Origin of the sequence: Streptomyces sp. CB01201 (genome assembly GCF_002803085.1) — a bacterium.
Classification (GTDB): Bacteria; Actinomycetota; Actinomycetes; order Streptomycetales; family Streptomycetaceae; genus Streptomyces; species Streptomyces hundungensis.
This window is the reverse complement of record NZ_NNBJ01000004.1, coordinates 271874-295349: the sequence shown is the minus strand read 5'-3', so window position 1 is coordinate 295349 and position 23476 is coordinate 271874. Positions and strand designations below refer to the sequence as shown.

Here is a 23476-nt window from a genome sequence, read left to right as displayed (position 1 = left end):
AATCGGCAGGCACGGGCCACTCCGTACTGGGTCAGTACTGGGACTGCAAGTGCTGCCAGAAGCCGTCCCGGAGGGAGCGGCGCAGGTCCGCGTGGCCCCGCAGGGAGTACTGGAGGAGGCGTTCCGCCTCGATGAGGAGGTCCTGGTCCACCGGGCCGGGCAGATAGGGGTGCCCGGGCAGGAGGTCGGCGAGCGCGGCCCGCCCCCGCTCCGAGAGCCACGTCGCGGCGATCCGCGCCCCCACGAACCGCACGTCCTCGCGGCTCGGCGCCGGCCCGTCCTGCTCGTACAGCGTGACCGGCCGCCGCGTCACGTACGGCTTGCAGAAGTCGAGGTCGAACGTGCGCTGGCTGTCCACCTCCCACAGCAGCGGCTCCGCCTGGTTGCGCCCCTCCGCCGCCTCGATGCCCCACAGGTGGACCCGCGCCCCGTAGCCCTGCGCGGCCTCGACCGCCGAGACGAGGTCCTCGTCGCCGCCGATCAGGGCCGCGTCACTGATCGCGCGGTGGCGGGCCAGCGACTCCAGGTCGGAGCGGATCAGCGAGTCGACACCCTTCTGCTGATTGTTCGCGTTGAGGTTGCCGAGCCTGACCTTGACGTCCGGCAGCTCGGCGATCGACTGCTGCTCGGGGGTGTGGATGCGCCGGCGCGCGCCGTCGTACCAGTACACACGGAGCAGCCGGCTGTCGGCGAAGATCGTGCGCGCCTTGTCGATGAAGGCCTCGATCAGCCCCTCGGCGTCGAGGTCGAAGGAGCGCCGGTCCTCGGTGCCGGTGACGAGGAGGCCGCCGGCCGCGTAGACGTACCCGGCGTCGACGAAGATCGCGTGCGTGGAGGGCGTCTTCGCGACCTCCGCGAGCATCCGCTGGAGCAGCTCGTTGGTCGCGTCCAGCTTGCGGTCGAGCTGGGCGACGAGGTCATGCGGCACCTGGGCCGGCTGAGGTTCCTGGGTTTCGTCCATACGCTTTCCATTGTCGACTTCGTGACGCAGCGGGCACAACCGGGCACGTGTGGTTGTTTTTTCCCGTCAATCCTTAGCAATCCGAAAAATTTCCTTAGCGTAGGGAATGTTTGCTGGAGGCAACCCGTTGATCCCTACGGAACGCGTTGCACAGTGGCCACGCAATCCACTCTTAACGGGCGGGCAACCGCCCCGACGCCTCGCGGGAGCAGGCTGTTCCAGCAGCCCCCCGCACCAGTAGTTCTCCTAGCAGGAGGATCAGACGAAGGGAGAAGCCATGCGCTTCGAAATCATGCGCCTGGACGACGTCGACGGTACCGCCGTTGACAGCACCGTCGTGGACGCCGCCTCCGTCAACCGGATTGTGCAGCAGGCCGCCGCAATGGGTCAGCGCATCTACATCCGCCCGACCGAATCCGCAGCCTCGTAACGCGTAAGAGGCAGTGCCCCCGCGAGCCGTGAACGGCCGCGGGTGCCGTACGTAGAAGCGCCCCCGTACAGACGAGTACGGGGGCGCTTTGGCGCGTCCGGGGCCCCAACGGGCTTGCCCGGGGCGTCAGTTGGCGTGGATGACCTGGGTGACGCCGTTGATGATCTGCTGCACCGCGAGAGCCGAGAGCATCATGCCCGCGAGCCTCGTGACCAGGACGACACCGCCGTCCTTGATGACTCGGATGATCAGCAGCGAGTACCGCATGGTCACGTACAGCACGAGGTGGATGGCGATGATCGCCGCCCAGACCGAGACCTGCCCGGTCACCGAGTCGTGGTTCTGGACGGCCAGGATGACCTGCACGATCGCGCCGGGCCCGGCGAGCAGCGGCATGCCGAGCGGCACCAGGGCGACGTTGACGTCCTTGGTCTGCTTGGGCTCGTCGGTCTTGCCGGTGAGCAGGTCGAGCGCGATCAGGAGCAGCAGCAGACCGCCCGCGATCATCAGCGCGGGGACGTCGATGTGCAGATACGTCAGGATCTGGTGCCCGACGAGCCCGAAGAGCGTGATCACTCCGAGCGCGACGGCGGCGGCCTGCCAGGCCATCCGGCGCTGGACCTTGGCGGCCCGGCCGGCGGTCAGCGCGAGGAAGATCGGCGTGATCCCGGGGGGATCCATGATGACGAACAGGGTGAGGAAGAGGGAGCCGAAGACGGCAGCGTCGAACACGGTGAGCCTTGCAAGTGAGGGGCGTACATGAGGAGGGCCGGGCGCGGGTGCACGGGCCGGCCGGGCCCGTCCCCCGGGGCCGCGCGGAAGCCGGCCGGGGCGGGGGTTCGAGGAGTGGGGGGTACGAGGGCGGCGCCCCCGGGTCGGGAGAGGCGCCCCGGATCGGGAGAGGCGCGCTCTCCCTACGGGCGGGTGCTTCCGCCCGCGCCCGGCACGGGGAAGGCCCCCGTGGCGCGGCGGGTGATCTCGCCGTAGATCTCGGGGTCGGTGGTGTACTCCCCGAGCCGGACGGTCTTGCGGCTGCCGTGGTAGTCGCTGGAGCCGGTGGCGAGCAGGCCGAGTTCGCGGGCGAGGCCGCGCAGCCGGTCCCGGGTGGGGGCGTCGTGGTCGGTGTGGTCGACCTCGATGCCGTCCAGCCCGGCGGCGGCCAGCTCCGCTATCGCGGACTCGGGCACGACCCGGCCGCGCTTGACGGCGAGCGGGTGCGCGAAGACGGTGACACCGCCGGCGGCCTTGACCAGCCGGATCGCGTCGAACGGGTCGAGCTCGTGCTTGCCGACGTAGGCGCGGCCGCCGTCGCCCAGCCAGTCCGGCACGAAGGCGTCGGACACCGAGTCGACGACGCCGAGTTCGACGAGCGCCTCGGCGACGTGCGGGCGGCCCACCGAGCCGTCGCCCGCGATGCGCGCGACCTGCTCCCAGGTGGTGGGCACGCCGAGTTCGCGGAGCTTGGCGACCATCCCCTGGGCGCGCGGCACCCGGTCGTCGCGCACGAGCTCGCGCTCGCGGGAGAGCTCGGGCTCCTCGGGGTCGAAGAGGTAGGCCAGCATGTGCAGGCCGATGCCGTCGATGCGACAGGAGAGTTCGGCGCCGGTGACGAGGGTGAGCCCGGCCGGGAGCGCGGCGATGGCCTGCGCGTATCCCCGCGTGGTGTCGTGGTCGGTCAGCGCGACGACGTCGAGCCCGGCGGCGGCCGCGTTGGTGACCAGCTCGGCGGGGGTGTCCGTTCCGTCCGACGCCGTGGAGTGGGTGTGCAGATCGATGCGCACGACGCGTACTCCAGGGCATAAGGGGCGGATCAGGGGACGCTCAAGGATAACCGCCCGGCCACCCGCAGCCGTCCGCCCGGCCACACCCCCGCAGTCCCCGCAGTCCCGGCCGTCCGCTCCGCCCGGTGCGGTCGCGGATCGCCGGGTCAGGACAGGATGCGTGGGGTCAGCGCCCCGCACGGGACCAGTTCGACCTCGGCGCCCGCGTCGCGCAGATCGGTCAGGACCAGCTCGTCGTACATCAGGAGGCCGGACTGCTCGGGCCACACGATGGCCCACAGCCACAGGCCGCGGGCCTCTCCCGCGAAGACCGCCCGGTCGTCCGGGGTGCGGGTGACGTGCCACAGCGGGGTGGGGCGGCCGGCCGCGAGGACCTTGGTGTGCGGGGGCTTCTCCACGCTCATGAACGGGCCGGGGTCGGGCCCGTCGATGCCCGCGTACCGGGCGCCGAGCCCCACGCCCAGCTCCTCGGCGACCAGGATCAGCTCGCCGATGCCGCCGAGCGGGCCGGGGCCCGAGCAGGCGACGGCGGTGGCGCGTCCTCCGCTGCGGTCGTCACCCGCGTACGCGACGCCGGTGAACAGCCAGCCGACCGGCAGCGGCCAGGGCATCCAGGCGGGCACCTGGGCCCGGCGCACGACGACCTCAAGGGCCTCGACGCTGGGCGGCACCACCGGCTGGAGCGGATACACCGGCCCGTGCGCGTCGCACTGCCAGGTGTCGGCAAAGAGACCGGGCGCCCTGACCCGGCCTCCACACTTCGGGCAACTGGGTTCGCCCCTCATAGAGCCCCACGGTCCTCCCCGCCCGTCGCCCCGTCAAGGACGATCACCCGTCCGGAGTGCGGCCCGCCCGTCGGCCCCGGACGCGGAGTCGGCGGCAGGGGCCCGGAGGCCGTGCGGCACCGGGACAAAAGTAGTTTCATCTTGCATCCATTAGCCTCGCTAAGTTATTATGTGTATCGCACAACGATCTTGGGCCGCCCATCCGGCGGCGGCCGTCCAACGGGAAGCGGGAGCAGCCATGCGGCAAGGAAAGGACCCCCTCGACGAAGGTGCGGGAGCCGGCGGTCTGTTGCGTCAGCCCAAGGCGGTCTGGGCGACCGCGGGCGCGTCCGTCGTCGCCTTCATGGGCATCGGCCTGGTCGACCCGATCCTGCCCTCCATCGCCAAGGGCCTGGATGCCACGCCCAGCCAGGTCTCCCTGCTCTTCACCTCGTACTTCCTGATCACCGCCGTCGCCATGCTGGTCACCGGCTTCGTGTCCAGCCGGATCGGCGGCAAGAAGACGCTCCTGGCGGGCCTCGCCCTGGTGGTGGTCTTCGCCGCGCTCGCCGGCACCTCGAACTCGGTCGGCGAACTCGTCGGCTTCCGGGCCGGCTGGGGGCTCGGCAACGCGCTGTTCGTCTCGACCGCGCTCGCCGTCATCGTGGGCGCGGCGGCCGGCGGAAGCGCGGCCGCGATCCTGCTCTACGAGTCGGCGCTCGGGCTCGGTATGGCGTGCGGGCCGCTGCTCGGCGCGATCCTCGGCGACATGAAGTGGCGCTACCCGTTCTTCGGCACCGCGGCCCTGATGGCGATCGGCTTCATCGCGATCACCGCGCTCCTCAAGGAGCAGCCCAAGCCGGCCCGCAAGACCTCACTGCTCGACCCGATCAAGGCGCTCGGCCACGGCGGACTCGCCTCGGCGGCGGCCTCCGCGTTCTTCTACAACTACGCGTTCTTCACGGTCCTCGCCTTCACCCCGTTCGTCCTGAACATGTCGCCGTACAAGTCGGGCGGCGTCTTCTTCGCGTGGGGTGTGCTGCTCGCGGTCTTCTCGGTCCTGGTCGCGCCGCGGCTCCAGGCGCGGTTCGGTTCGCTGAAGGTGCTCGGCGGATCGCTGGTGCTGCTCGCCGCGGATCTGATCGTGCTGGGTTACGGCAACCACGCCACGGCGGTGGCCGCGACCATCGCTTCCGGTGCGTTCATCGGCCTCAACAACACCGTCTTCACCGAACTGGCCCTGGGGGTCTCGGACGCGCCCCGGCCGGTGGCGAGCGCGGGCTACAACTTCGTGCGCTGGTTCGCCGCGGCGGCGGCCCCCTACTTCGCGCCGAAGATCGAGGAGTGGAGCAACATCCACATCCCGTTCGTCGTCGCGGCCGTCGCGGCGGTGCTGGGCGCGCTGATCGTGTGGGTGCGGCGGGCTTCGCTCACGCACGAGGCGGAGGAGCTGCGGCCGGCGCATGCCACGGAGGACGGGGTGTCGGTCTTCGCGAACTGAGCGGTTTGCCTCCGGCGGGGGCGGGGGGTGCTCTTGCCCCAGCAGGACCGGCGCTGATCAGCACCGGCATCCCCGCCCGCGCGGTGCCCGCCCCGGGGCCTCGGCCTTCGGGTGCGGGCCGCGCGTGGTTGCTCGCGCAGTTCCCCGCGCCCTTGGCCGTCCTGGTGCTGGCCCGCATCGGCATCCCCAGCTCGTGCGGTGCCCGCACCCGGGGGCCCGGCCTTCGGGTGCGGGCCGTGCGTGGTTGCCCGCGCAGTTCCCCGCGCCCCTGGCCGTCCCGGTGCTGGCCCGCATCGGCATCCCCAGCTCGTGCGGTGCCCGCACCCGGGGGCCCGGCCTTCAGGTGCGGGCCGCGCGTGGTTGCCCGCGCAGTTCCCCGCGCCCCTGGCCGTCCCGGTGCTGGCCCGCATCGGCATCCCCAGCCCGCGCGGTGCCCGCCCCGGGGGCCCGGCCTTCGGGTGCGGGCCGTGCGTGGCTGGTCGCGCAGTTCCCCGCGTCCCTAAGCGGATCGGCGCCGGCCGGCACCGGCATCCCCGCCCGCGCGGTGCCCGCCCCGGGGCCTCGGCCTTCGGGTGCGGGCCGTGCGTGGTTGCTCGCGCAGTTCCCCGCGCCCCTGGCCGTCCCGGTGCTGGCCCGCATCGGCATCTTCAGCCCGTCCGGCGATTGAGGACGAGCGCCGTTCAGGCGCGGACGGGGTCTGGGGCGGAGCCCCAGGGGTGGGGGTCAGGTCAGGGGGACGGACTGGCGCAGGGGGTCCCTCAGGTCCGTGCCCCGGGTCAGCCAGCGCTCCTCCAGCTCCGCCGCGCCGCGAACCCGCTTCCACGCCGCCTCGTTCGAGGTCATCGGGAGCAGCGGCAGGAAGCGCACCGGGTCCAGCGGGGCGTCGAGCTCCAGGTCCTCGACCAGGCCTCCCGGCTCGGCGACCAGCACGGAGGCGAAGGGGGCGCCGGGCCACAGCGGTTCGCCCAGGTCGAGCGAGGCGCCCGGGGCCACCACGAGGCCCTCCACCTGCGGGGACGCGGCCAGCACGGCGAGCGGGCGGAGCACCTTGTCGGTGTCGGCCAGCCCGGCCCGTACCGACAGGACCAGCTCGGCCCGCGGGCCCTTCACCGGGTCGGCGAGCGCGGAGGTCGGATCGCCCATCGGCTGGGCGGACATGCCGAGGGTCGCGTACCGGACGATGTCGCCCTCGGTGAACCGCAGCACCTCGATGCGGTCCGTACCGAGAAAGGTGACCGCCGCGCGCGCGTCCGGCTCGCCCAGCGCGGTGCGCAGCCGGGCCTCGACCAGAGCAAGAACATCAACCATGGGCCGAGCATAGAAGGCGTATGCAAGCGGCAAAGACGGGGCTTGACGCAACAGTGGGCTGATAGTCTTGGCCGCTGTTCGGGACAGCAGGAAGTCCCCCACGGGGGACCGGCTGGAGGAGGTGGGGCTGCGATGGATCGAAGTCGGCCTGGCAGTACCAACCGCTCTTCCGCACGGCTGCGTTGTCCCCGGTGATCTGAACTCTCGTCGATCCGAGAGCGTGCATACCCGGCCCTCGTGCCCGGAAACACCTGAACCTCATGGCGTTTCGCCAACGGAAGAGCATCTCGCCTTGCGTTGTCCGTTTCAGTAGCGAACGCCGTCCCCGCGTGCCCCTGTGGTGCCGCCCGCTGTGCGAACGTGTGCGATGAATGCCTTTCGGGGTCGATTCGACCCCTTGACCCCCTTCATTGCAGTACGTCCCCATTCGGGCAGTTCCAGAGCGTCACGCCCCGACGGCCCCTCCGTGAAGGAGTCCTGCCATGTCGATGATCCGTGACCTGCGTGCCGTGGTCCGCCCCGCACTGCGCAAGAACAGCACCCCGTACAACGGCTACGACACCACCCGCGACCCGTCGGCGAGCAGCGCCGTCGTGGACTGCGCGGTCTACCGCGACGGGCGGCGGCTGCGCTCCGTCGAGGAGAACACCTGCCTCACCCCGCGCGAGGCGATGCGCCGGGTCCGCGAGGACGGCGGCTTCGCGTGGATCGGTCTGCACGAGCCGACCGAGGCCGAATTCGCCGGTATCGCAGCCGAGTTCGGGCTGCACCCGCTCGCCGTGGAGGACGCGGTCCACGCCCACCAGCGGCCGAAGCTGGAGCGCTACGACGACACCCTGTTCACCGTCTTCAAGACCATCCACTACGTGGAGCACGCCGAACTCACCGCGACCAGCGAGGTCGTGGAGACCGGCGAGGTGATGTGCTTCACCGGGCCGGACTTCGTCATCACCGTCCGGCACGGCGGCCAGGGCTCGCTGCGCGCGCTGCGCAAGCGCCTCCAGGACGATCCGGAGCTGCTCGCCAAGGGTCCCTCCGCCGTGCTGCACGCCATCGCCGACCAGGTGGTCGACGGCTACCTCGCCGTCGTGGACGCGGTGCAGGACGACATCGACGAGGTCGAGATCGAGGTCTTCTCGGCCCCGGCCAAGGGCAGCCCGCGCGGCGTGGACGCCGGCCGGATCTATCAACTCAAGCGCGAGGTACTGGAGTTCAAGCGCGCGGTCTCCCCGCTGCTGCGCCCGATGCAGCTCCTCAGCGAGCGTCCGATGCGGCTCGTCGACCCGGACATCCAGAAGTACTTCCGTGACGTGGCCGACCACCTCGCCCGCGTCCAGGAGCAGGTCGTCGGCTTCGACGAGCTGCTCAACTCGATCCTCCAGGCCAACCTCGCCCAGGCCTCCGTCGCCCAGAACGAGGACATGCGCAAGATCACGTCCTGGGCGGCCATCATCGCCGTACCGACGATGGTGTGCGGGGTGTACGGCATGAACTTCGACCACATGCCCGAGCTGCACTGGAAGTACGGCTACCCGATCTCGATGGGTCTGGTGGCCGTGGCCTGCTTCGCCATCCACCGCACCCTCAAGCGCAACGGCTGGCTCTGACCGGTCAGTTGGCGCGGTTCGCCCGGACGACCAGCGCAAGCCCGGCCAGGATCACCAGGAGCGCCGGGTAGGCGAGGGCCGGAGGCTGCTGGCCGAGCCAGAGCGCGGCGATGAGGGCGGCGCCGGGTGTCTCCAGCAGGATCGCCGTCGAGGTGACGGACGGCCCGAGGCTCGCCACCACCCGGTTCAGGAGGGAGTGGCCGAGCAGCTGCGCCGCGAGCGTGAGCACGGCGAGCTTCACCCACGTCCCGGCGTCGTACGAGGTGAGGTCGGCCCCGCTGACGAGCGAGGCCGCCAGGAGCCCGGCGGCGGCCGTGCCGTAGCAGAGGTAGGTGTACGGGACGGTGTCCACCGTTCTGCGGACCTCGGCGCCGAGCAGCACGTACCCGGCGGCCGCGATGCCGCCGCCGAGCGCCAGCGCGTCGCCCGCGAGCGCGCGCGAGGAAAGGCTGAGGTCGACGCCGGTGAGCAGCAGGACCCCGACGCAGGCGGCCAGGGTGCCGCTCCACACCAGGGCCGGCGGGCGGTGGCCGCGCAGCCGCAGCGCGAGGGTGGTCCAGATCGGGGTGGTGGTGCACAGCGCGGTCGACGAGGCCACGGACGTCATGCTCAGGCTCGGCAGCCACAGCCCGAAGTGCAGCGCCAGCAGGGCGCCCGCGCCGAGCGTGAGGCCCACCTCGCGCCGGGTCAGCGCGCGCAGCCGGGCACGGTACTTGAACCAGGCCACCGGGGTCAGCGCGCCGACCGCGAGGGCGTTGCGCCAGAACGCGACGGCGAGCGCGGGCGCGGCGGTGGCCGCGATGAGCGGCGCGGACAGCGAGACGCTGGCGAGGGCGACACCGAGCAGGACGAGGTCGACGCGCGGGAAGGCGGCGACGGCCGGCGCGGGGGTGGCGGCAGTGGTCACGGCGGCAGCGTAAGGGGCATGGCCGGATTACGGAACTGACTATTCCCCGGGGCCTCTACTGTGGTCCCATGACGCAGACGTTGCTCGACCAGGCCCTGGTCGAGGAGGCCACGAAGAAGTCCGGGCTCATCTGGGTGCGCGGCACCGGGGGGAGCGCCGAGCGCGCCCTGTGGCACGCCTGGCTCGACGGGGCCGCGTATGTCGTCGGGGGCGGTCCCGGCGAGCAGCCGCTCGACGGCCTGGCCGACGGCGGTACGGCGACGGTGACGGTCCGCTCCAAGGACAAGGGCGGCCGGCTCGTCGCCTGGACGGCGTCGGTGTCGGAGATCCCGGCGGGCTCCGAGGCCTGGGACACGGCCGTGGCCGAACTCAAGGGCAAGCGGCTGAACGCCCACGACGGCGAGGCGATGCCGGCCCGCTGGGCCGCGGAGTGCCGCCTGGTGCGCCTGGAGCCGCTCGGGTCCTTGGAAGCGGCCCCGGATTCCTCCCTGGCCGCCGCGCCCGTGCCCACATCGGCGACCACCCGGCACCCGGTACCGGCGGCGCTGCCGCGATTGCTCCTCAAGCGCAAGCGGCGCTGACCCCGCCCCCGGCGGCCGTCCGGATCATGTCGTCGGAAGCTGGTGGCCGTAGTCCACTGTCGCGTCCTTCGACGGCGGCGCGAGCGTGAAGTCCTGGTTCCAGTCGGCGAGTTCGAGGACTCCCGCGCCGCCCGCGCGCTCGAAGCGCAGCGGGTAGGGCGTGCCCTGGAGGGAGACGTCGAGGGTGCCGCCCTCGCCGTCCTTGCCCGCCTCGATCCGGACCGTACGGACCTTGCCGACCTCCGAGCGGTCTCCCTTCGACAGGGTGCCCTGGAGCCCCAGCATCCCCTTGAGCAGGACCGACTTGTCGGTGAAGCCGCGCAGTTGCTGGTAGGCGGGGTCGCCCGACGGCACCTTGACGTACTTGTCGTCGAGCTTGCCCGCGGCCTGGGCCGCGCCGCCCGACTCGCTGCGCGACCAGAAACCGGCGCCCGCCTTGAGGAACAGGTCGTCGCCCACCCGCAGCAGCCCGAACGTGCTCTTCTGCGAGGTGACCGTGCCCGACCCGCCGCTGCCCTTCAGCTTCATGTCGATCTTGTACGAGCCGCCCTTGCTGACCAGGGTTCCCGACAGACGCACCGCGTCCGCCCCGTCCGCGGCCGTGCGCGCCTTGCTCTCGATCTCGGGGGCGGACAGCTTGCCGACGCCGTTGGTCCCCTCGTCGGGGTCCGAGCCGCAGGCGGTGAGCGCCGCGGCGAGGCCCGCGCACAGCGCGACGGGCAGTGCGGCCCGGCGGGCCCGGCCCCGCACCCGTACGGACAAGGGGGATGAGGTCACCTGCGCACTGCCTCTCACATGGATGTAGGGGGTCGGCAGACCGCACCCTACCCGCAGTGCATACGCTGCTCGGCAGAGCTCCGGACGGACGACCCGCAAGGGCGTACCCCGCCGCCACCGGCTAGCCTGAAGCCCTTGTCCCGCAGCGATCGCGGTGGTGCGGAGCAACCCTGAACAGTAAGGAGGCGCTCGTATGGCGGCAGGCGCCCCCCGGGTCTTCGTATCGCACCTCTCCGGCGTAGCCGTCTTCGACCCCAACGGCGACCAGGTCGGCCGGGTGCGCGACCTCGTGGCGATGCTGCGGGTCGGCCGCAGGCCTCCCCGGCTGCTCGGCATCGTCGTGGAAGTCGTGAGCCGGCGGCTCATCTTCCTGCCCATGACCCGGGTCACCGGAGTCGAATCGGGCCAGGTCATCACCACCGGCGTGGTCAATCTGCGCCGCTTCGAGCAGCGGCCCACCGAGCGCCTGGTCCTCGGTGAACTGCTCGACCGCCGGGTCACCCTGGTCGAGAACGGCGAGCAGGTGACCGTCCTGGACGTGGCGATCCAGCAGCTTCCGGCCCGCCGCGACTGGGAGATCGACAAGGTCTTCGTCCGGCGCGGCAAGTCGGGCGCGCTGCGCCGCAAGGGCGAGACGCTGACCGTCGAGTGGTCGGCCGTCACCGGATTCTCCCTGGAGGAGCACGGGCAGGGCGCCGAGAACCTGGTCGCCACCTTCGAGCAGCTGCGCCCCGCCGACCTCGCCAACGTCATGCACCACCTCTCCCCCAAGCGCCGGGCCGAGGTGGCCGCCGCCCTCGACGACGACCGGCTCGCGGACGTCCTGGAGGAGCTGCCGGACGACGACCAGGTGGAGATCCTCGGCAAGCTGAAGGACGAGCGGGCCGCCGACGTCCTGGAGGCGATGGACCCGGACGACGCCGCCGACCTGCTCTCCGAGCTGCCCGAGGAGGACAAGGAGCGCCTCCTGACCCTGATGCAGCCCGACGACGCGGCGGACGTGCGACGGCTGCTCTCGTACGAGGAGCGCACGGCGGGCGGCCTGATGACGACCGAGCCGATCGTGCTGCGCCCCGACGCGACGGTCGCGGACGCGCTGGCCCGGGTGCGCCAGCAGGACCTCTCGCCCGCGCTCGCCGCGCAGGTGTACGTCTGCCGGCCGCCGGACGAGACGCCGACCGGCAAGTACCTCGGCATGGTCCACTTCCAGCGGCTGCTGCGCGAGCCGCCGTTCACGCTGGTCAGCTCGGTGGTGGACAGCGATCTGAAGCCGCTGCCGCCGAACGCCTCGCTGCCCTCGGTGACCAGCTTCCTCGCCGCGTACAACATGGTGGCCGCGCCCGTGGTGGACGAGAGCGGCTCGCTGCTCGGCGCCGTGACCGTCGACGACGTGCTCGACCACCTGCTGCCGGACGACTGGCGCGAGACGGAGTTCCACGGGCCTGAGGGGGTGCCCGATGGGCAGCACTGACCGCGGGGAGGAGCGCACCCGGGCGAGCGGGGCGAGCGCCGTGGCCCGCGGCCGCGCCCGGCTCGACCAGCCGCGTTCGGGGCGCGTACGGCTGCTGCCGGAGTGGGACCCGGAGGCGTTCGGGCGGTTCAGCGAGCGGATCGCGCGGTTCCTGGGCACCGGGCGGTTCATCGTCTGGATGACCCTGATCATCATCCTGTGGGTCGCCTGGAACATCTTCGCGCCGAGCAGCCTGCGCTTCGACAACTACCCCTTCATCTTCCTCACGCTGGCCCTCTCGCTCCAGGCCTCCTACGCGGCCCCGCTGATCCTGCTCGCGCAGAACCGGCAGGACGACCGCGACCGGGTCACCCACGAGCAGGACCGCAAGCAGAACGAGCGGTCCATCGCCGACACCGAGTACCTGACCCGGGAGATCGCCGCCCTGCGGATGGGCCTCGGCGAGGTGGCCACGCGCGACTGGATCCGCTCCGAACTCCAGGACCTGGTCAAGGAGATGGAGGAGCGCCGGCACCTATTCCCGCCGGAGCGGCCGTACGGACGTGACGAAGGCGACCGCTGACAGGGCTTTCCGTACTGTGCGGTAAGCGCCGTACCATCGACCGTATGGCTACGGAAGACGCGGTGCTTGAGGCACTGGCGACGGTGAACGACCCCGAGATCCACCGACCGATCACTGAGCTCGGCATGGTCAAATCGGTGCAGATCGGCGAGGACGGGGCAGTTGCCGTCACGGTGTATCTGACCGTCTCCGGCTGCCCGATGCGCGAGACCATCACGAAGAACGTCACGGAGGCGGTCGAGCGGGTCGAGGGCGTCACCCGTGTCGACGTCACGCTCGACGTGATGAGCGACGAACAGCGCAAGGACCTCGCGTCCGCGCTGCGCGGCGGCACCGCCGAGCGCGAGGTGCCCTTCGCCCAGCCCGGCTCGCTGACCCGGGTGTACGCGGTCGCCTCCGGCAAGGGCGGCGTCGGCAAGTCCTCGGTCACGGTCAACCTGGCGGCCGCGATGGCGGCGGACGGCCTGAAGGTCGGCGTCGTGGACGCCGACATCTACGGCCACTCGGTGCCGCGCATGCTGGGCGCCGACGGCCGGCCCACCCAGGTCGAGAACATGATCATGCCGCCGTCGGCGCACGGCGTGAAGGTCATCTCCATCGGCATGTTCACGCCGGGCAACGCCCCGGTCGTCTGGCGCGGCCCGATGCTGCACCGCGCGCTCCAGCAGTTCCTCGCGGACGTGTACTGGGGCGACCTGGACGTCCTCCTGCTCGACCTGCCGCCGGGCACCGGTGACATCGCGATCTCGGTGGCCCAGCTGGTGCCCAACGCCGAGATCCTCGTCGTGACCACCCCGCAGCAGGCCGCCGCCGAGGTGGCCGAGCGGGCCGGTTCCATCGCCGTGCAGACCCACCAGAAGATCGTCGGCGTCGTCGAGAACATGGCGGGCCTGCCCTGCCCGCACTGCGACGAGATGGTCGACGTGTTCGGCACCGGGGGCGGCCAGAAGGTCGCCGACGGGCTGACCAGGACGACCGGTGCCACCGTGCCGGTGCTCGGCTCCATTCCGATCGACGTCCGGCTGCGCGAGGGCGGCGACGACGGCCGTCCCGTCGTCCTGTCCAACCCCGACTCCCCGGCCGGTGCCGCCCTGCGCGCCATCGCGGGCAAGCTCGGCGGCCGTGCCCGCGGCCTGTCGGGCATGTCCCTCGGGATCACCCCGCGCAACAAGTTCTAGCCGGGCGCCCGGGGCGTCGCTCGGCGCCCCGGCCCCCCGCGCGGCACGCTCCGGCCCCACGCGGCGGCGCTCCACGGCTACGCCGGGACCGACGCTCCCCTGCTACGCCGGGACCGACAGTGCCGCGCAGTACTCGGCCAGCGCCTCCTTCGTCCGGTGGAGCGGGAAGCGGGCCCCGAGCTGTCCGTCGGGCCGGACGATGAAACCGGTCGGGCCCTGGGGGCGGTAGAGCCGCGCGAACTCCCCTGCCGTGTCCAGGTATCCGGGCACCGGCAGCTCCACGACGGCCGACACGTCGGCCGGGCTCGGCAGCGGGGAGCGGGCCGTCGGAGTGCCGGGCTCCAGGGCTTCGATCCCCTGGCCGGCCACCGCCACCGTCCGCAGCCCCGGCGCTCGACCGGGTGCCCCCGCCCCGAGTGCGCGGGCGCCTTCGAGTTCGGCGGCGGCCTGGGCCGCGACCGGATCGGTGGGGTCGGGCAGATAGAGGATCACGGCGTGCCCGGGGCGGCCGCGCAGCACGTCGAGCAGCCGCATCCGGTAGGCGGGCAGCGGCGCGGCGAGGCCGTCGCAGTCCGGGGCGCGATCGCCCGGCTGGGGCGCGTCGGCGGGACCGTACGGGGTCGTGGCGAGCGGGCCGTCACGGTAGCCGATCAGCAACTGCGCCTCGCGCAGCATCAGCGTCCGCCCGTCGTCCGGGTCGGCCTGGACGCCGTGGGCGGCGTGCCGCACGGTCCGCCCCACCACCTCCTCGCCCACCGGGCGGCGTTCGGCGTCGTAGCTGGTGAGCAGGGCGGGCCCGGCCGAACCCCGCAGGACGAGGGCGAGCTTCCAGGCCAGGTTGCAGGCGTCCTGGATGCCGGTGTTCATGCCCTGGGCACCGGTGGGCGGATGGATGTGCGCGGCGTCCCCGGCGACGAAGACCCGGCCCTCGCCGTAGCGGTCGACGATCCGGTGGCTGATGCGGAACACCGAGGACCAGCGCATCCGGGAGAGCACGGAGGGCCTCGGCGCGAGCCGGTCGACGACGGCCTGGATCTGGGACAGCTCGGGGAGCCGCTCGCCGCCCAGGCCGTGGGCGATGCCGTCCGCGGGCGCCCCGGCGGCCGGGCCGTCCGCGGCCGGGCCGTCCGCGGCCGGGCCGTCCGCGAGGAGCTCGGGCGCGGCCGGCATGGACAGGCGGTACCGGTGCACCCCGGGCAGCGGCACACAGACCAGCAGGTCGTCGACCGTGCCGTCCGCCGCACGGTGGCTGGCCCGCACGCTGTAGCCGGCCGGCAGGTCCCAGTCCGCCTCCACGTCGGCCAGCATGTACGAGGTGGGGAAGGCGCCTCCCTCGAAGGAGAGCCCGAGCCCCTTGCGGACCGCGCTGTGCGCGCCGTCGCAGCCGACCAGATACCCGGCCCGGATCTCCTCCTCGCCCCCTGCGGCGGTGCGCAGCAGGGCGGTCACCCCGTCCGGGTCCTGGCTGAAGGACAGCAGTTCCGTCTCGCGCTCGATGGCCGTGCCCAGACCGGCGAGGTACTCCTCCAGGAGGCGCTCGGTCTCGTACTGCGGCAGTGCCGCGAACCCGTACGGCACCTCGGGCGGCAGTTCCAGCTCCATCCGCGGCTGCTCGACACCATTGACGTAGGTCAGCTGGCCGTGGAGCGGCACGGCCGCCTCCATGATCCTGCGGGCCAGTCCCATCCGGTCCCAGATCTCCAGGGTGCGGGGCTGGACGCCCACCGCCTTCGCGTAGAGCAGCCGGGCCGGCAGCCGTTCGACGAGCCGCACGCGGACTCCGTGCCGGGCCAGCTCGGCGGCGGCACTCAGGCCGACGGGGCCGGCGCCCACGATCAGTACGTCGGTGCTGCGGGTGTGCGCCACGGGTGCCTCCCATGCCTCGGCCCACGGCCCCCGATCCCCGATCCCCGATCCCCGATCCCCGATCCCCGATCCCCTTCCAGTGTGACCCTGCGCGACCCGGGCGGCGAGGCAACGGAAGCGTGCCTCGCGGCGGCCCACCGGCGGGTGCGCGCCGGCATCCGCCCTGGACGCGCGCGCGGTACCGGTAAGGGGCACCCCGCTATTGCGGGGTGCCCCTTACCGGTACCGCCGTTGACCCACCGCGCGCTCACGGCACGCTCCCGGCCCGCTCACCGCGTACTCACTCGTACGAGGCGATGTCCTTGACCACGGAGAAGCCGAGCCCGTAGGCGCTCAGGCCGCGACCGTACGCGCCCAGGTGCACCCCGCTCCGGGCCGAGCCCGCGAGGATCCAGCCGAACTCGGACTCGCGATAGTGGAACTCGGTCGGTTCGCCGTCCACCGGGAGCGAGAGCGTCGACCAGTCGGGGCCGGCCAGATCGTCGGCGAGCTCCCAGGCCGTCTCGGTCTGCTGGTCCAGCCATTCGCCACGCAGGACGTGGTCCATCTGCGCCGGCCAGGTGAAGGAGAGCAGCCCCGAGCCGGCCAGCCAGGCCGCCGAGGAGACCGAGGTGGCTTCCAGGACGCCCGTGCCGTCGCCGCTGCGGCGCACCGGGTTGGCGGGGATGCTCACGACCACCGCGAAGCGCTCGCGCTCGGCCGTGCCGCCCGGCGCTTCGGGCCGTATCGAGGGCTCGTCACCGTGGCCGACCGAGCCGTGCTGGACCGTGTCGTCGGCGGCGAGCGCCACCTGCATCAGCCAGCGCGGCCCGGTGAACGCCTCGTCGAGTCCGTACCAGGGGAAGGGCGCGCGCAGATAGCCGTCGACCGTGCGCCGGGCGCCCGGCACTCCCTCCGGTGTGGCCCCGGCACCCTCGGGCCCCCCTTGAGGGGACTGCCCCGCTACCCGGCTTGTCGTCTCCATCTGCCCGGCCGCCTCCTAGATCAGTTGCGTCCGGAGCGGCCCGCCCCCCTCGGGCGTCCTGGCATCCGGACAGATGGAGGATAGCCATCTCTTCGGGGCTCGCCGGAAAAGCCCATGTCGGATTGGCGTGTACGAGCGGGTATCGGCGCCTGTCAGGTGGCGTCGGCGTCGAAGGGCGGGCGCTCGCCCGGCTCCAGCTTCTCGCGCTTCTTCAGGAGGTCGGGGGTGCCCGAACCGTTCGCCGAGCCGTTGGCGGCCGTGGTGGCGGGGGCCGATTCGCGGCCGTGCACCGCGTCCGCGACTTCTTCCATGTCCTTGCGGAGGTCGAAACTGTTGCGGATCTCCTTCAGGCCCAGGTCGTCGTTGTCCATCAGCTGCTTGCGGACGAAGTTCTTGGGGTTCAGGTCCTCGAACTCGAAGTCCTTGAACTCGGGGCCCAGCTCGGCCCGGATGTCCTGCTTGGCGCTCTCGGAGAAGCTGCGCACCTTGCGGATGATGTTCGACACGTCCTGGATCAGCTTGGGAAGCTTGTCCGGGCCGAAGATGAGCACGGCGAGGACCACGAGTGTGACCAGCTCCATGGGCCCGATGTCGTTGAACACCCGCTGCTCCTCGTGTTCTCAGTGCGCGCGATCTCGGCGCTTGTCTCTCAGCCCCGCGTCCGGTCATGGACCGCTCCACGGTACCCGGCGAAACTGTCGCCGCGGTACCCGCGGGGTGACCTTTGGGCATCGGCACGGGGCCGGTGGGACGCCGGGCGCGGCACGGGCCCGTCCCGGGTGGCTCCGCACCGGCCCGTCCCGGGGAGTCCTGACCGGCCCGTCCCGTTCCGTCCAGAAGAGCCTCAGGAGGCGGAGCCGAGCGTCAGCGTGAGTTCCTGTTCCCTGCCGTCCCGCGTGAGGGCGAGACGCAGCTGGTCGCCGGGGCGGTGCGCGCGGACCTTCACTATCAACTCCTCGGCGCCGTGCACCCGCTGGCCGTCCACCTTGGTGATCACGTCCTGCGGCCTGATGCCCGCCTTGGCCCCGGGGCCGTCCGCGGTGACGGACGGTTTGCCGTCGAGCGCCTTGTCGGCCACGCGGGCGCCGTCGCCGGTGAACTTCATGTCGAGCGTGACGCCGATCACCGGATGCGTGGCCCTACCGGTGTTGATCAGCTCCTCGGCCACCCGCTTGGCCTGGTTGATCGGTATGGCGAAGCCGAGCCCGATCGAGCCGGCCTGACCGCCGCCGCCCTCCGCGCCGCCGCTCCCTGCCGATCGGATCGCGCTGTTGATCCCGATCACGCGGGCCTTGGAGTCGACGAGCGGGCCGCCGGAGTTCCCCGGGTTGATCGGGGCGTCGGTCTGGAGCGCGTCGACATAGCTGACGTCGCTGCCGTCGCCGTCCTCGCCGCCCGCGGTGATCGGGCGCTCCTTGGCGCTGATGATGCCGGACGTGACCGTGTTGGAGAGGTCGAAGGGCGCGCCGATCGCCACCACCGGGTCACCGACCAGGACGTTGTCGGAGTTGCCCAGCGCAAGCGGCTTCATCCCCGATACGCCGCTGACCTTGACCACCGCGAGGTCGTAACCGGTGTCCCGGCCGACCACCGTGGCGGCGACGCTCTCGCCGCCGCTGAAGGTCACCGAGATCTTCCCGGAGTCACCCGCGGCCTTCACCACGTGGTTGTTGGTCAGGATGTGCCCGGCGTCGTCGAGGACGAAGCCGGTGCCGGTGCCGGACTCGGTGGCGCCGGTGACATGGATGGTGACCACACTCGGCAGCGCGCTCGCGGCGATCCCGGCGACACTGTCCGGCGCCCTGCCCAGCGGCTCCTTGCCGGACTGCGGCAGCTTGACGCTGCTGGTGATACCGCCGTTGCGTTCGACGTACGCGCCCACACCGCCGCCGATGCATCCGGCGACCAGGGCGAGCAGCACCGCCCCGGCAAGCAGCGCCCCGCGCCGCCGCCTCCTGGGCCCCGGCTCCCCCGCCTTGGTGAACGGCTCCCCCGGGGCGCTCCAGGGGTCGTACTGCGTCCACTGCGGGGCGGGGTGTGCGGGGTGGGTGGCGGGTGCGGCGTAAGGGACCTCGGATGCGGGTGCCTGGCCGGCGGCGTACGGGGGCGGGGGCGGCAGCGCGGTGCCGCCCGGCGGTGTCGGTACGGGCCGCTGCACGGGCGGCGCGGGCGCCCACGGCCCGGGTCCGCCGTAGGGCGGCGTGCCGTACGGATCGGGAGCGTGCAGGGGCTGGCGCGGGGCCGGGGGTGCCTCGGCTTGGACCGGCTCGGCGGGCCCGGTGGCCGGGATGGTCAGCGGAGCCTCCGGCTCGGGGGCGCTCGGCGCCGGGGCCGGGTCGGGCGCCGGTGTGTGATCGCCGGCCCCGGGCGGGGTGGCCCCGGACTCCGCGGGAAGGCTCGGCGGCGTCGCCGGAGCCATGGGCTCTCGGGGCGGGCCGCCTGATATGGGCTCCGCGTCGCGCGCAGCATCTGACGGTGTGTCAGCACTGGGTTCCGCGGCGTCGGCACGCTCCTGCTCGGGGGACGCGGAGGACGCGGCGGCTGCGGCGTGGCCGGGGTCCGCGGCGTGGCCGGCGTCCGCGAGTACGGGCGTCCCGGCCGGCGGGGCCAAGTCGTAGGCGTCGGCCGGGGGTTCCGTGGGGCGGGGGCGGTCGGCCTGCGGACGGCTCCACCACTTCGGCTTCGGCCCGGTGGGCTGCTCGTTCATGCTCTCCCCGCGACTGGCTTCCCTGCGTGCTCCGACGAGCACCCCTCCCCGGGATTCAACCAGGTTGCCCGGGGCGGCGGCAGAGCGCGGTCAGCGCCGGGCGGCCAGCGGGAGCCCGGGGGCGATCGGCGCGGCGAGCTGCTGCGGCGGCGCGGGGGTCGCGGAGGGCGCGGCGGCGAGCACCCCGGTCGTCAGGTCCGTCGTGGTGAGCGGCAGCGTCGCCACCGCGGGCCGTATCAGCGGCGGCAGCGCGGAGCCGTTCAGCCGGGCCGCCGGGAATGCGCCGCCCAGGGGCTGCACGGGACCGTTCTGCGCCGGCAGGGCGTTCAGGACGCGCGGGCCCGGCGCAGTGGGCGTCGTGGACTGGGCCGACATCGCCGAGAGGAGGCTTGCCGCCCCACCGCGGCGCCGGTCCTCGGCCGAACTCCCGCTCGGGGCAGGGCCGTTGGACCGCATGGGCACGACATTGCTGCCTGCCCCGGCGGCACGGGCCCCGGACGTCGAGCTCAACGGCAGTGTGCCGCCCAGCGCGATGGCCGCGAGGGACACGGCACTCGCCGCGGCGAACGCGAACCTGCGGCCGCGCCAGGGCGAGCCCGGCCGGTCCGGCTCGGACCTGCCCACTTCGTGGATGCGGAAGCCGCCGCGCAGCGCGTCGGGCAGCACGGCCGCGTGGGAGCCGACCGGGACGTAGCCGAAACCGCCCGGGCGGGGAACGCGCGGGTCCCCGGGGTCGGCGGCCGGGGGGCTCAGCACTCCGGATCCGGCGAAGAACCCGTCGGCTCGGCGTCCCCCGCCGAACGGTCCCCCGGAGCCGTCGTCGTCACCTCCGGTGCCGGCCGGTCCGCCGGGCAGACCCTGGAGCCTGGCCAGGAAGCCCTCGGAGGGCGGCGGCGGGGCCGCTTGGGCGAAGACGTTCTTCACGTTGCGCTGGGCGTCGGCCTCCGCCTTGCACTTGGCGCAGGTCGCCAGATGGGACAGGACACGCTCGCGGGCATCGTGGTTCAGCTCGCCGTCGACCAGGGCCGCGAGCCGGTCCCCGAGATGCAGTTCCGCCGGGGTGGGACTCGAACCACTCACGCCATCCCCTCTCCGGCCACCCCGAGAGCTCCCGGCGCCACCCCCGCGAGGGCGCGCTGCTGCTCGGCGCGGGCTTCGGGCGAACGGTGCTGGAGGGCCTTGCGCAGATGGGAACGCCCGCGGTGGATCCGGCTGCGGACGGTACCGAGCTTCACCCCGAGGGTGGCGGCGATCTCCTCGTAGGAGAGACCCTCGATGTCACAGAGGACCACGGCCGCACGGAACTCGGGCGCCAGGGTGTCGAGCGCCTGCTGGACGTCGGCGTCGAAGTGGGCGTCGTTGAAGGCCTGTTGGGGGTTGGGCTCGCGGCTGGGCAGTCGCTCCGCCGCGTCGTCGCCGAGCGCGTCGAAGCGGATGCGCTGACGGCGGCGGACCATGTCCAGGAAGAGGTTGGTGGTGATGCGGTGCAGCCAGCCCTCGAACGTGCCCGGTGTGTACGTCGACAGGGAGCGGAAGACACGGACGAAGACCTCTTGCGTCAGGTCCTCGGCGTCGTGCTGGTTTCCCGTCAAACGGTAGGCGAGGCGGTAGACCCGACCGCTGTGCGTGCTGACGATCTCCTCCCACGTAGGGGGAGTCCACGCCTGGGAATCCGCGTCGGCGAACGTCGCGGTGGTTGCGGAGCTGGTAGCGCGGGAGCGGTCAGCAAAGTTGGTCACGGATTTCGGCTCACCCGCCGACCTGAGAAAGCGCCGCAGCACTCCTCCCCGATCCACAGGCGCAGCCGCACCTCCCCTGTCGGCTCTGGTGGTGTCCAGTGGAGCCCCTACCATAGCCACCTCGCCCGTTAGCTCCGGATAAGAATCTTTACGTGCATTTGGGACCGGCTTCCGGTCCTCTCCCCTGAACCCGTCCATACGCTCCCCCGCTGTTCCCCTGCCCCCATAACGCGCGGTCCCATCTGCGAGTTCCCGACGCCAGCGGATACAGTCACCGTTGCGCCAACCAAGGGGACAGGAGAGGGCCATTACCGCCAACCGGCAGACGAGCTGGGCGTTCGCTGACGCCTTTGTCGCCGAGGACGACGCACTGCACTGGGCCCGTGACCGGTCCCGGGACGCGGGCCTGCGTTCGGTGTCCCCGGGGACAGGCGCCGCGCTGCGGCTGCTCGCTGCCACGGCGGACGCCAAGGCGGTCGCGGAGATCGGCACCGGCACCGGCGTCTCCGGCATCTATCTGCTCCAGGGGCTGCGGCCGGACGGCGTGCTGACCACCGTCGACCCGGAGCCGGACCGCCAGCAGTTCGCCAAGCAGGCCTTCCGCGCGGCGGGCTTCGCCGCCAACCGGGCCCGGTTCATTCCCGGGCGCGCCTTGGACGTGCTGCCCCGGCTCGCGGACGGCGGGTACGACCTGGTGTTCTGCGACGGCGACCCGTTGGAGTCGCTCGATGTGCTCGCTGAATCGTTGCGCCTGCTGCGGCCCGGCGGAATCGTCTGCTTCGAGGGCGTCTTCGCCGACGGCCGCACCGTGGATTCGGCGGCCCAGCCGGCCGAGGTGCTGCGGCTGCGCGAACTGCTGCGCGCGGTGCGCGAGAGCACCGAGCTGCTGGCCTCGCTGCTGCCGGTCGGCGACGGACTGCTCTGCGCGGTGCGCCGCGGCTGATCCGCCCGGCGCGGCCCCCGCATACGACACCGCCCCGGTTCGGCACACATTCTCGTGTGTGCCGAACCGGGGCGGTGAAGAGTCTGGGTCGTGCCGCTAAGTCAGCCGACGACCTTCTTCAAGGCGTCGCCGAGGGCGTCGGCCTCGTCCGGAGTCAGCTCGACGACAAGCCGACCGCCGCCTTCGAGCGGAACGCGCATGACAATGCCCCGCCCCTCCTTGGTCACCTCGAGCGGGCCGTCGCCCGTCCGCGGCTTCATGGCCGCCATGCTCGTTCCCCTTCCTGAAACCAGCTCATCGTCAGCCGACGGCCCCCGGGATTGGGCACGCGTCACGGCATCGAACACATTGCTTCCAGGTCATTATCCCGCATGGCAGGACCCGATGACCAACATCGGTCCGCATCGCTTGGGCAACGCGCTCTATCAAAACCACTCAATTCGGCGATCCGCCTGCGATACTTCGCCGCCGCCGGTTCCCGACGGTAGCCGGATTGTTAGACGCAGGTCACATGCCCGGCGCTCGTGATCTCCGCCATGCTGAGCGGATACGACAGCTGAGAAGCATCCGCGACGGAGGGGATCCCACCATGGCCGACACCGTGCTGTACGAGGTGAGCGACGGGCTCGCGACGATCACGATCAACCGGCCCGAGGCCATGAACGCCATGAACACCGAGGCCAAGGTCGCGCTGCGCGAGGCCGTGCGGGCCGCCGCCTCGGACACCGCGGTACGGGCCGTGCTGCTGACCGCGACCGGCCGGGCGTTCTGCGTCGGCCAGGACCTCAAGGAGCACGTGGCCTCGCTCACCGCGGACCGCGAGGCGGGCACCGGGCAGACCATGAGCACCGTGCGCGAGCACTACAACCCGATCCTGACGGCGCTCACCGAGATGCCCAAGCCCGTGGTGGCCGGGGTCAACGGCGTGGCGGCGGGCGCCGGGCTCGGCTTCGCGCTGGCCGCGGACTACCGGGTGGTCGCGGACACGGCCGCGTTCAACACCTCGTTCGCCGGGGTGGCCCTGACCGCCGACTCGGGCGTCTCGTGGACGCTGCCCCGGCTGATCGGCCAGTCCCGCGCCGCCGATCTGCTGCTGTTCCCGCGTTCCGTCCCCGCCGCGGAGGCGTATGAGATCGGCCTGGTCAACAAGGTCGTACCGGCCGCCGAGCTGGCCTCGGCGGCGCTCGCGGTGGCCCGGACCCTCGCCGAGGGCCCGACCGTCGCGTACGGGGCCCTCAAGGCGTCCCTGGCCTATGGCGCGGGGCACACGCTGGCCCAGACGCTGGAGAAGGAGGACGAACTCCAGGCGAAGGCGGGCGCGTCCGAGGACCACGCCATCGCGGTGGCCGCGTTCCTCGCCAAGGAGAAGCCGAAGTACGTCGGGCGCTGAGCCGGGCTGCCGCAGGTAGGGGTGCCCCGGGTGGACGGA

Annotated in this window: 23 protein-coding genes; 9 read left to right on the top strand and 14 right to left on the bottom strand. The window is 72.4% G+C overall.

The features are described 5' to 3' along the window. Positions 1–31 precede the first annotated feature (31 nt). The gene (locus CG740_RS11520; RefSeq protein ID WP_234376194.1) at positions 32–961 is read right to left on the bottom strand and encodes an NYN domain-containing protein; all 930 of its coding nucleotides are present in this window, start codon (positions 959–961) and stop codon (positions 32–34) included. 277 nt (positions 962–1238) lie between these two features. On the opposite strand from CG740_RS11520, the gene CG740_RS40305 reads away from it, so the two are divergent. Then, positions 1239–1391: a hypothetical protein gene (locus CG740_RS40305; protein WP_167157160.1), complete on the top strand. Its 153-nt coding sequence runs from the start codon at positions 1239–1241 to the stop codon at positions 1389–1391. 126 nt (positions 1392–1517) lie between these two features. Here CG740_RS40305 and CG740_RS11515 read toward each other — a convergent pair whose 3' ends face one another. The 3 genes from CG740_RS11515 to CG740_RS11505 all read right to left on the bottom strand — a co-directional run bounded on the left by CG740_RS11515 (position 1518) and on the right by CG740_RS11505 (position 3957). Continuing rightward, positions 1518–2123 carry a MarC family protein gene (locus CG740_RS11515; protein WP_100574949.1) on the bottom strand — a complete coding sequence of 202 codons (606 nt, stop codon included), beginning with the start codon at positions 2121–2123 and terminating at the stop codon, positions 1518–1520. Between the two features lie 182 nt (positions 2124–2305). Next, complete coding sequence (locus CG740_RS11510; RefSeq protein ID WP_100574948.1) at positions 2306–3172, bottom strand: PHP domain-containing protein; 867 nt, start codon at positions 3170–3172, stop codon at positions 2306–2308. Between the two features lie 146 nt (positions 3173–3318). Further along, positions 3319–3957: a DUF6758 family protein gene (locus CG740_RS11505; RefSeq protein ID WP_100574947.1), complete on the bottom strand. Its 639-nt coding sequence runs from the start codon at positions 3955–3957 to the stop codon at positions 3319–3321. Positions 3958–4195: 238 nt separating this feature from the next. Between CG740_RS11505 and CG740_RS11500 the strand changes: the two genes are divergently transcribed. Further along, positions 4196–5437: an MFS transporter gene (locus CG740_RS11500; RefSeq protein ID WP_100574946.1), complete on the top strand. Its 1242-nt coding sequence runs from the start codon at positions 4196–4198 to the stop codon at positions 5435–5437. A gap of 723 nt (positions 5438–6160) precedes the next feature. Here CG740_RS11500 and CG740_RS11495 read toward each other — a convergent pair. Next, positions 6161–6745 carry a suppressor of fused domain protein gene (locus CG740_RS11495; protein WP_100574945.1) on the bottom strand — a complete coding sequence of 195 codons (585 nt, stop codon included), beginning with the start codon at positions 6743–6745 and terminating at the stop codon, positions 6161–6163. Positions 6746–7227: 482 nt separating this feature from the next. On the opposite strand from CG740_RS11495, the gene CG740_RS11490 reads away from it, so the two are divergent. Then, the gene (locus tag CG740_RS11490; RefSeq protein WP_100574944.1) at positions 7228–8352 is read left to right on the top strand and encodes a magnesium and cobalt transport protein CorA; all 1125 of its coding nucleotides are present in this window, start codon (positions 7228–7230) and stop codon (positions 8350–8352) included. Positions 8353–8356: 4 nt separating this feature from the next. Here the strand turns inward: CG740_RS11490 and CG740_RS11485 are convergent, their stop codons facing one another. Beyond that, entirely contained in the window at positions 8357–9259 is a 903-nt protein-coding gene (locus CG740_RS11485) for a DMT family transporter (protein WP_100574943.1), read from the bottom strand. Between the two features lie 68 nt (positions 9260–9327). Here CG740_RS11485 and CG740_RS11480 point away from each other — a divergent pair, with 68 nt between their 5' ends. Then, on the top strand, positions 9328–9840 hold the full coding sequence (locus CG740_RS11480) for a hypothetical protein (protein ID WP_100574942.1): 513 nt from the start codon (positions 9328–9330) through the stop codon (positions 9838–9840). Between the two features lie 24 nt (positions 9841–9864). Here the strand turns inward: CG740_RS11480 and CG740_RS11475 are convergent, their stop codons facing one another. Then, positions 9865–10617 (bottom strand): hypothetical protein, encoded by a 753-nt coding sequence (locus tag CG740_RS11475; RefSeq protein ID WP_100574941.1) that lies wholly within the window; start codon positions 10615–10617, stop codon positions 9865–9867. Positions 10618–10810: 193 nt separating this feature from the next. Between CG740_RS11475 and CG740_RS11470 the strand changes: the two genes are divergently transcribed. The 3 genes from CG740_RS11470 to CG740_RS11460 are packed head-to-tail and all read left to right on the top strand — an operon-like array spanning position 10811 to position 13828. Next, positions 10811–12088, top strand: a complete 1278-nt coding sequence (locus CG740_RS11470; protein WP_100574940.1) for a magnesium transporter MgtE N-terminal domain-containing protein — start codon at positions 10811–10813, stop codon at positions 12086–12088. Continuing rightward, the gene (locus CG740_RS11465) at positions 12075–12650 is read left to right on the top strand and encodes a DUF1003 domain-containing protein (RefSeq protein WP_100574939.1); all 576 of its coding nucleotides are present in this window, start codon (positions 12075–12077) and stop codon (positions 12648–12650) included. Before CG740_RS11470 ends, CG740_RS11465 begins: the two co-directional genes overlap by 14 nt. A 44-nt stretch (positions 12651–12694) precedes the next feature. Continuing rightward, entirely contained in the window at positions 12695–13828 is a 1134-nt protein-coding gene (locus CG740_RS11460; protein WP_100574938.1) for an Mrp/NBP35 family ATP-binding protein, read from the top strand. Between the two features lie 102 nt (positions 13829–13930). Here CG740_RS11460 and CG740_RS11455 read toward each other — a convergent pair whose 3' ends face one another. From CG740_RS11455 to sigE, 6 genes are all read right to left on the bottom strand, one after another. Further along, positions 13931–15694: an FAD-dependent monooxygenase gene (locus CG740_RS11455; protein WP_100574937.1), complete on the bottom strand. Its 1764-nt coding sequence runs from the start codon at positions 15692–15694 to the stop codon at positions 13931–13933. Positions 15695–15974: 280 nt separating this feature from the next. Then, on the bottom strand, positions 15975–16658 hold the full coding sequence (locus CG740_RS11450) for a hypothetical protein (RefSeq protein ID WP_100574936.1): 684 nt from the start codon (positions 16656–16658) through the stop codon (positions 15975–15977). A gap of 152 nt (positions 16659–16810) precedes the next feature. Then, positions 16811–17260, bottom strand: a complete 450-nt coding sequence (locus CG740_RS11445; protein WP_100574935.1) for a sec-independent translocase — start codon at positions 17258–17260, stop codon at positions 16811–16813. A 242-nt stretch (positions 17261–17502) separates the two neighbouring features. Next, entirely contained in the window at positions 17503–19365 is a 1863-nt protein-coding gene (locus CG740_RS11440) for a trypsin-like peptidase domain-containing protein (protein ID WP_100574934.1), read from the bottom strand. Between the two features lie 90 nt (positions 19366–19455). Beyond that, complete coding sequence (locus tag CG740_RS11435) at positions 19456–20445, bottom strand: anti-sigma factor family protein (protein WP_100574933.1); 990 nt, start codon at positions 20443–20445, stop codon at positions 19456–19458. Next, positions 20442–21218 carry an RNA polymerase sigma factor SigE gene (gene sigE, locus CG740_RS11430; RefSeq protein WP_189761889.1) on the bottom strand — a complete coding sequence of 259 codons (777 nt, stop codon included), beginning with the start codon at positions 21216–21218 and terminating at the stop codon, positions 20442–20444. The genes CG740_RS11435 and sigE overlap by 4 nt, the downstream gene beginning before the upstream one ends. 163 nt (positions 21219–21381) lie before the next feature. On the opposite strand from sigE, the gene CG740_RS11425 reads away from it, so the two are divergent. Next, positions 21382–22047, top strand: a complete 666-nt coding sequence (locus CG740_RS11425) for an O-methyltransferase (RefSeq protein ID WP_100574931.1) — start codon at positions 21382–21384, stop codon at positions 22045–22047. Between the two features lie 101 nt (positions 22048–22148). Here CG740_RS11425 and CG740_RS11420 read toward each other — a convergent pair whose 3' ends face one another. Further along, positions 22149–22316 carry a DUF3117 domain-containing protein gene (locus CG740_RS11420; protein ID WP_003966491.1) on the bottom strand — a complete coding sequence of 56 codons (168 nt, stop codon included), beginning with the start codon at positions 22314–22316 and terminating at the stop codon, positions 22149–22151. A gap of 320 nt (positions 22317–22636) precedes the next feature. Between CG740_RS11420 and CG740_RS11415 the strand changes: the two genes are divergently transcribed. Continuing rightward, positions 22637–23437, top strand: a complete 801-nt coding sequence (locus CG740_RS11415) for an enoyl-CoA hydratase/isomerase family protein (protein ID WP_100574930.1) — start codon at positions 22637–22639, stop codon at positions 23435–23437. The last annotated feature ends 39 nt before the right edge of the window (positions 23438–23476 follow it).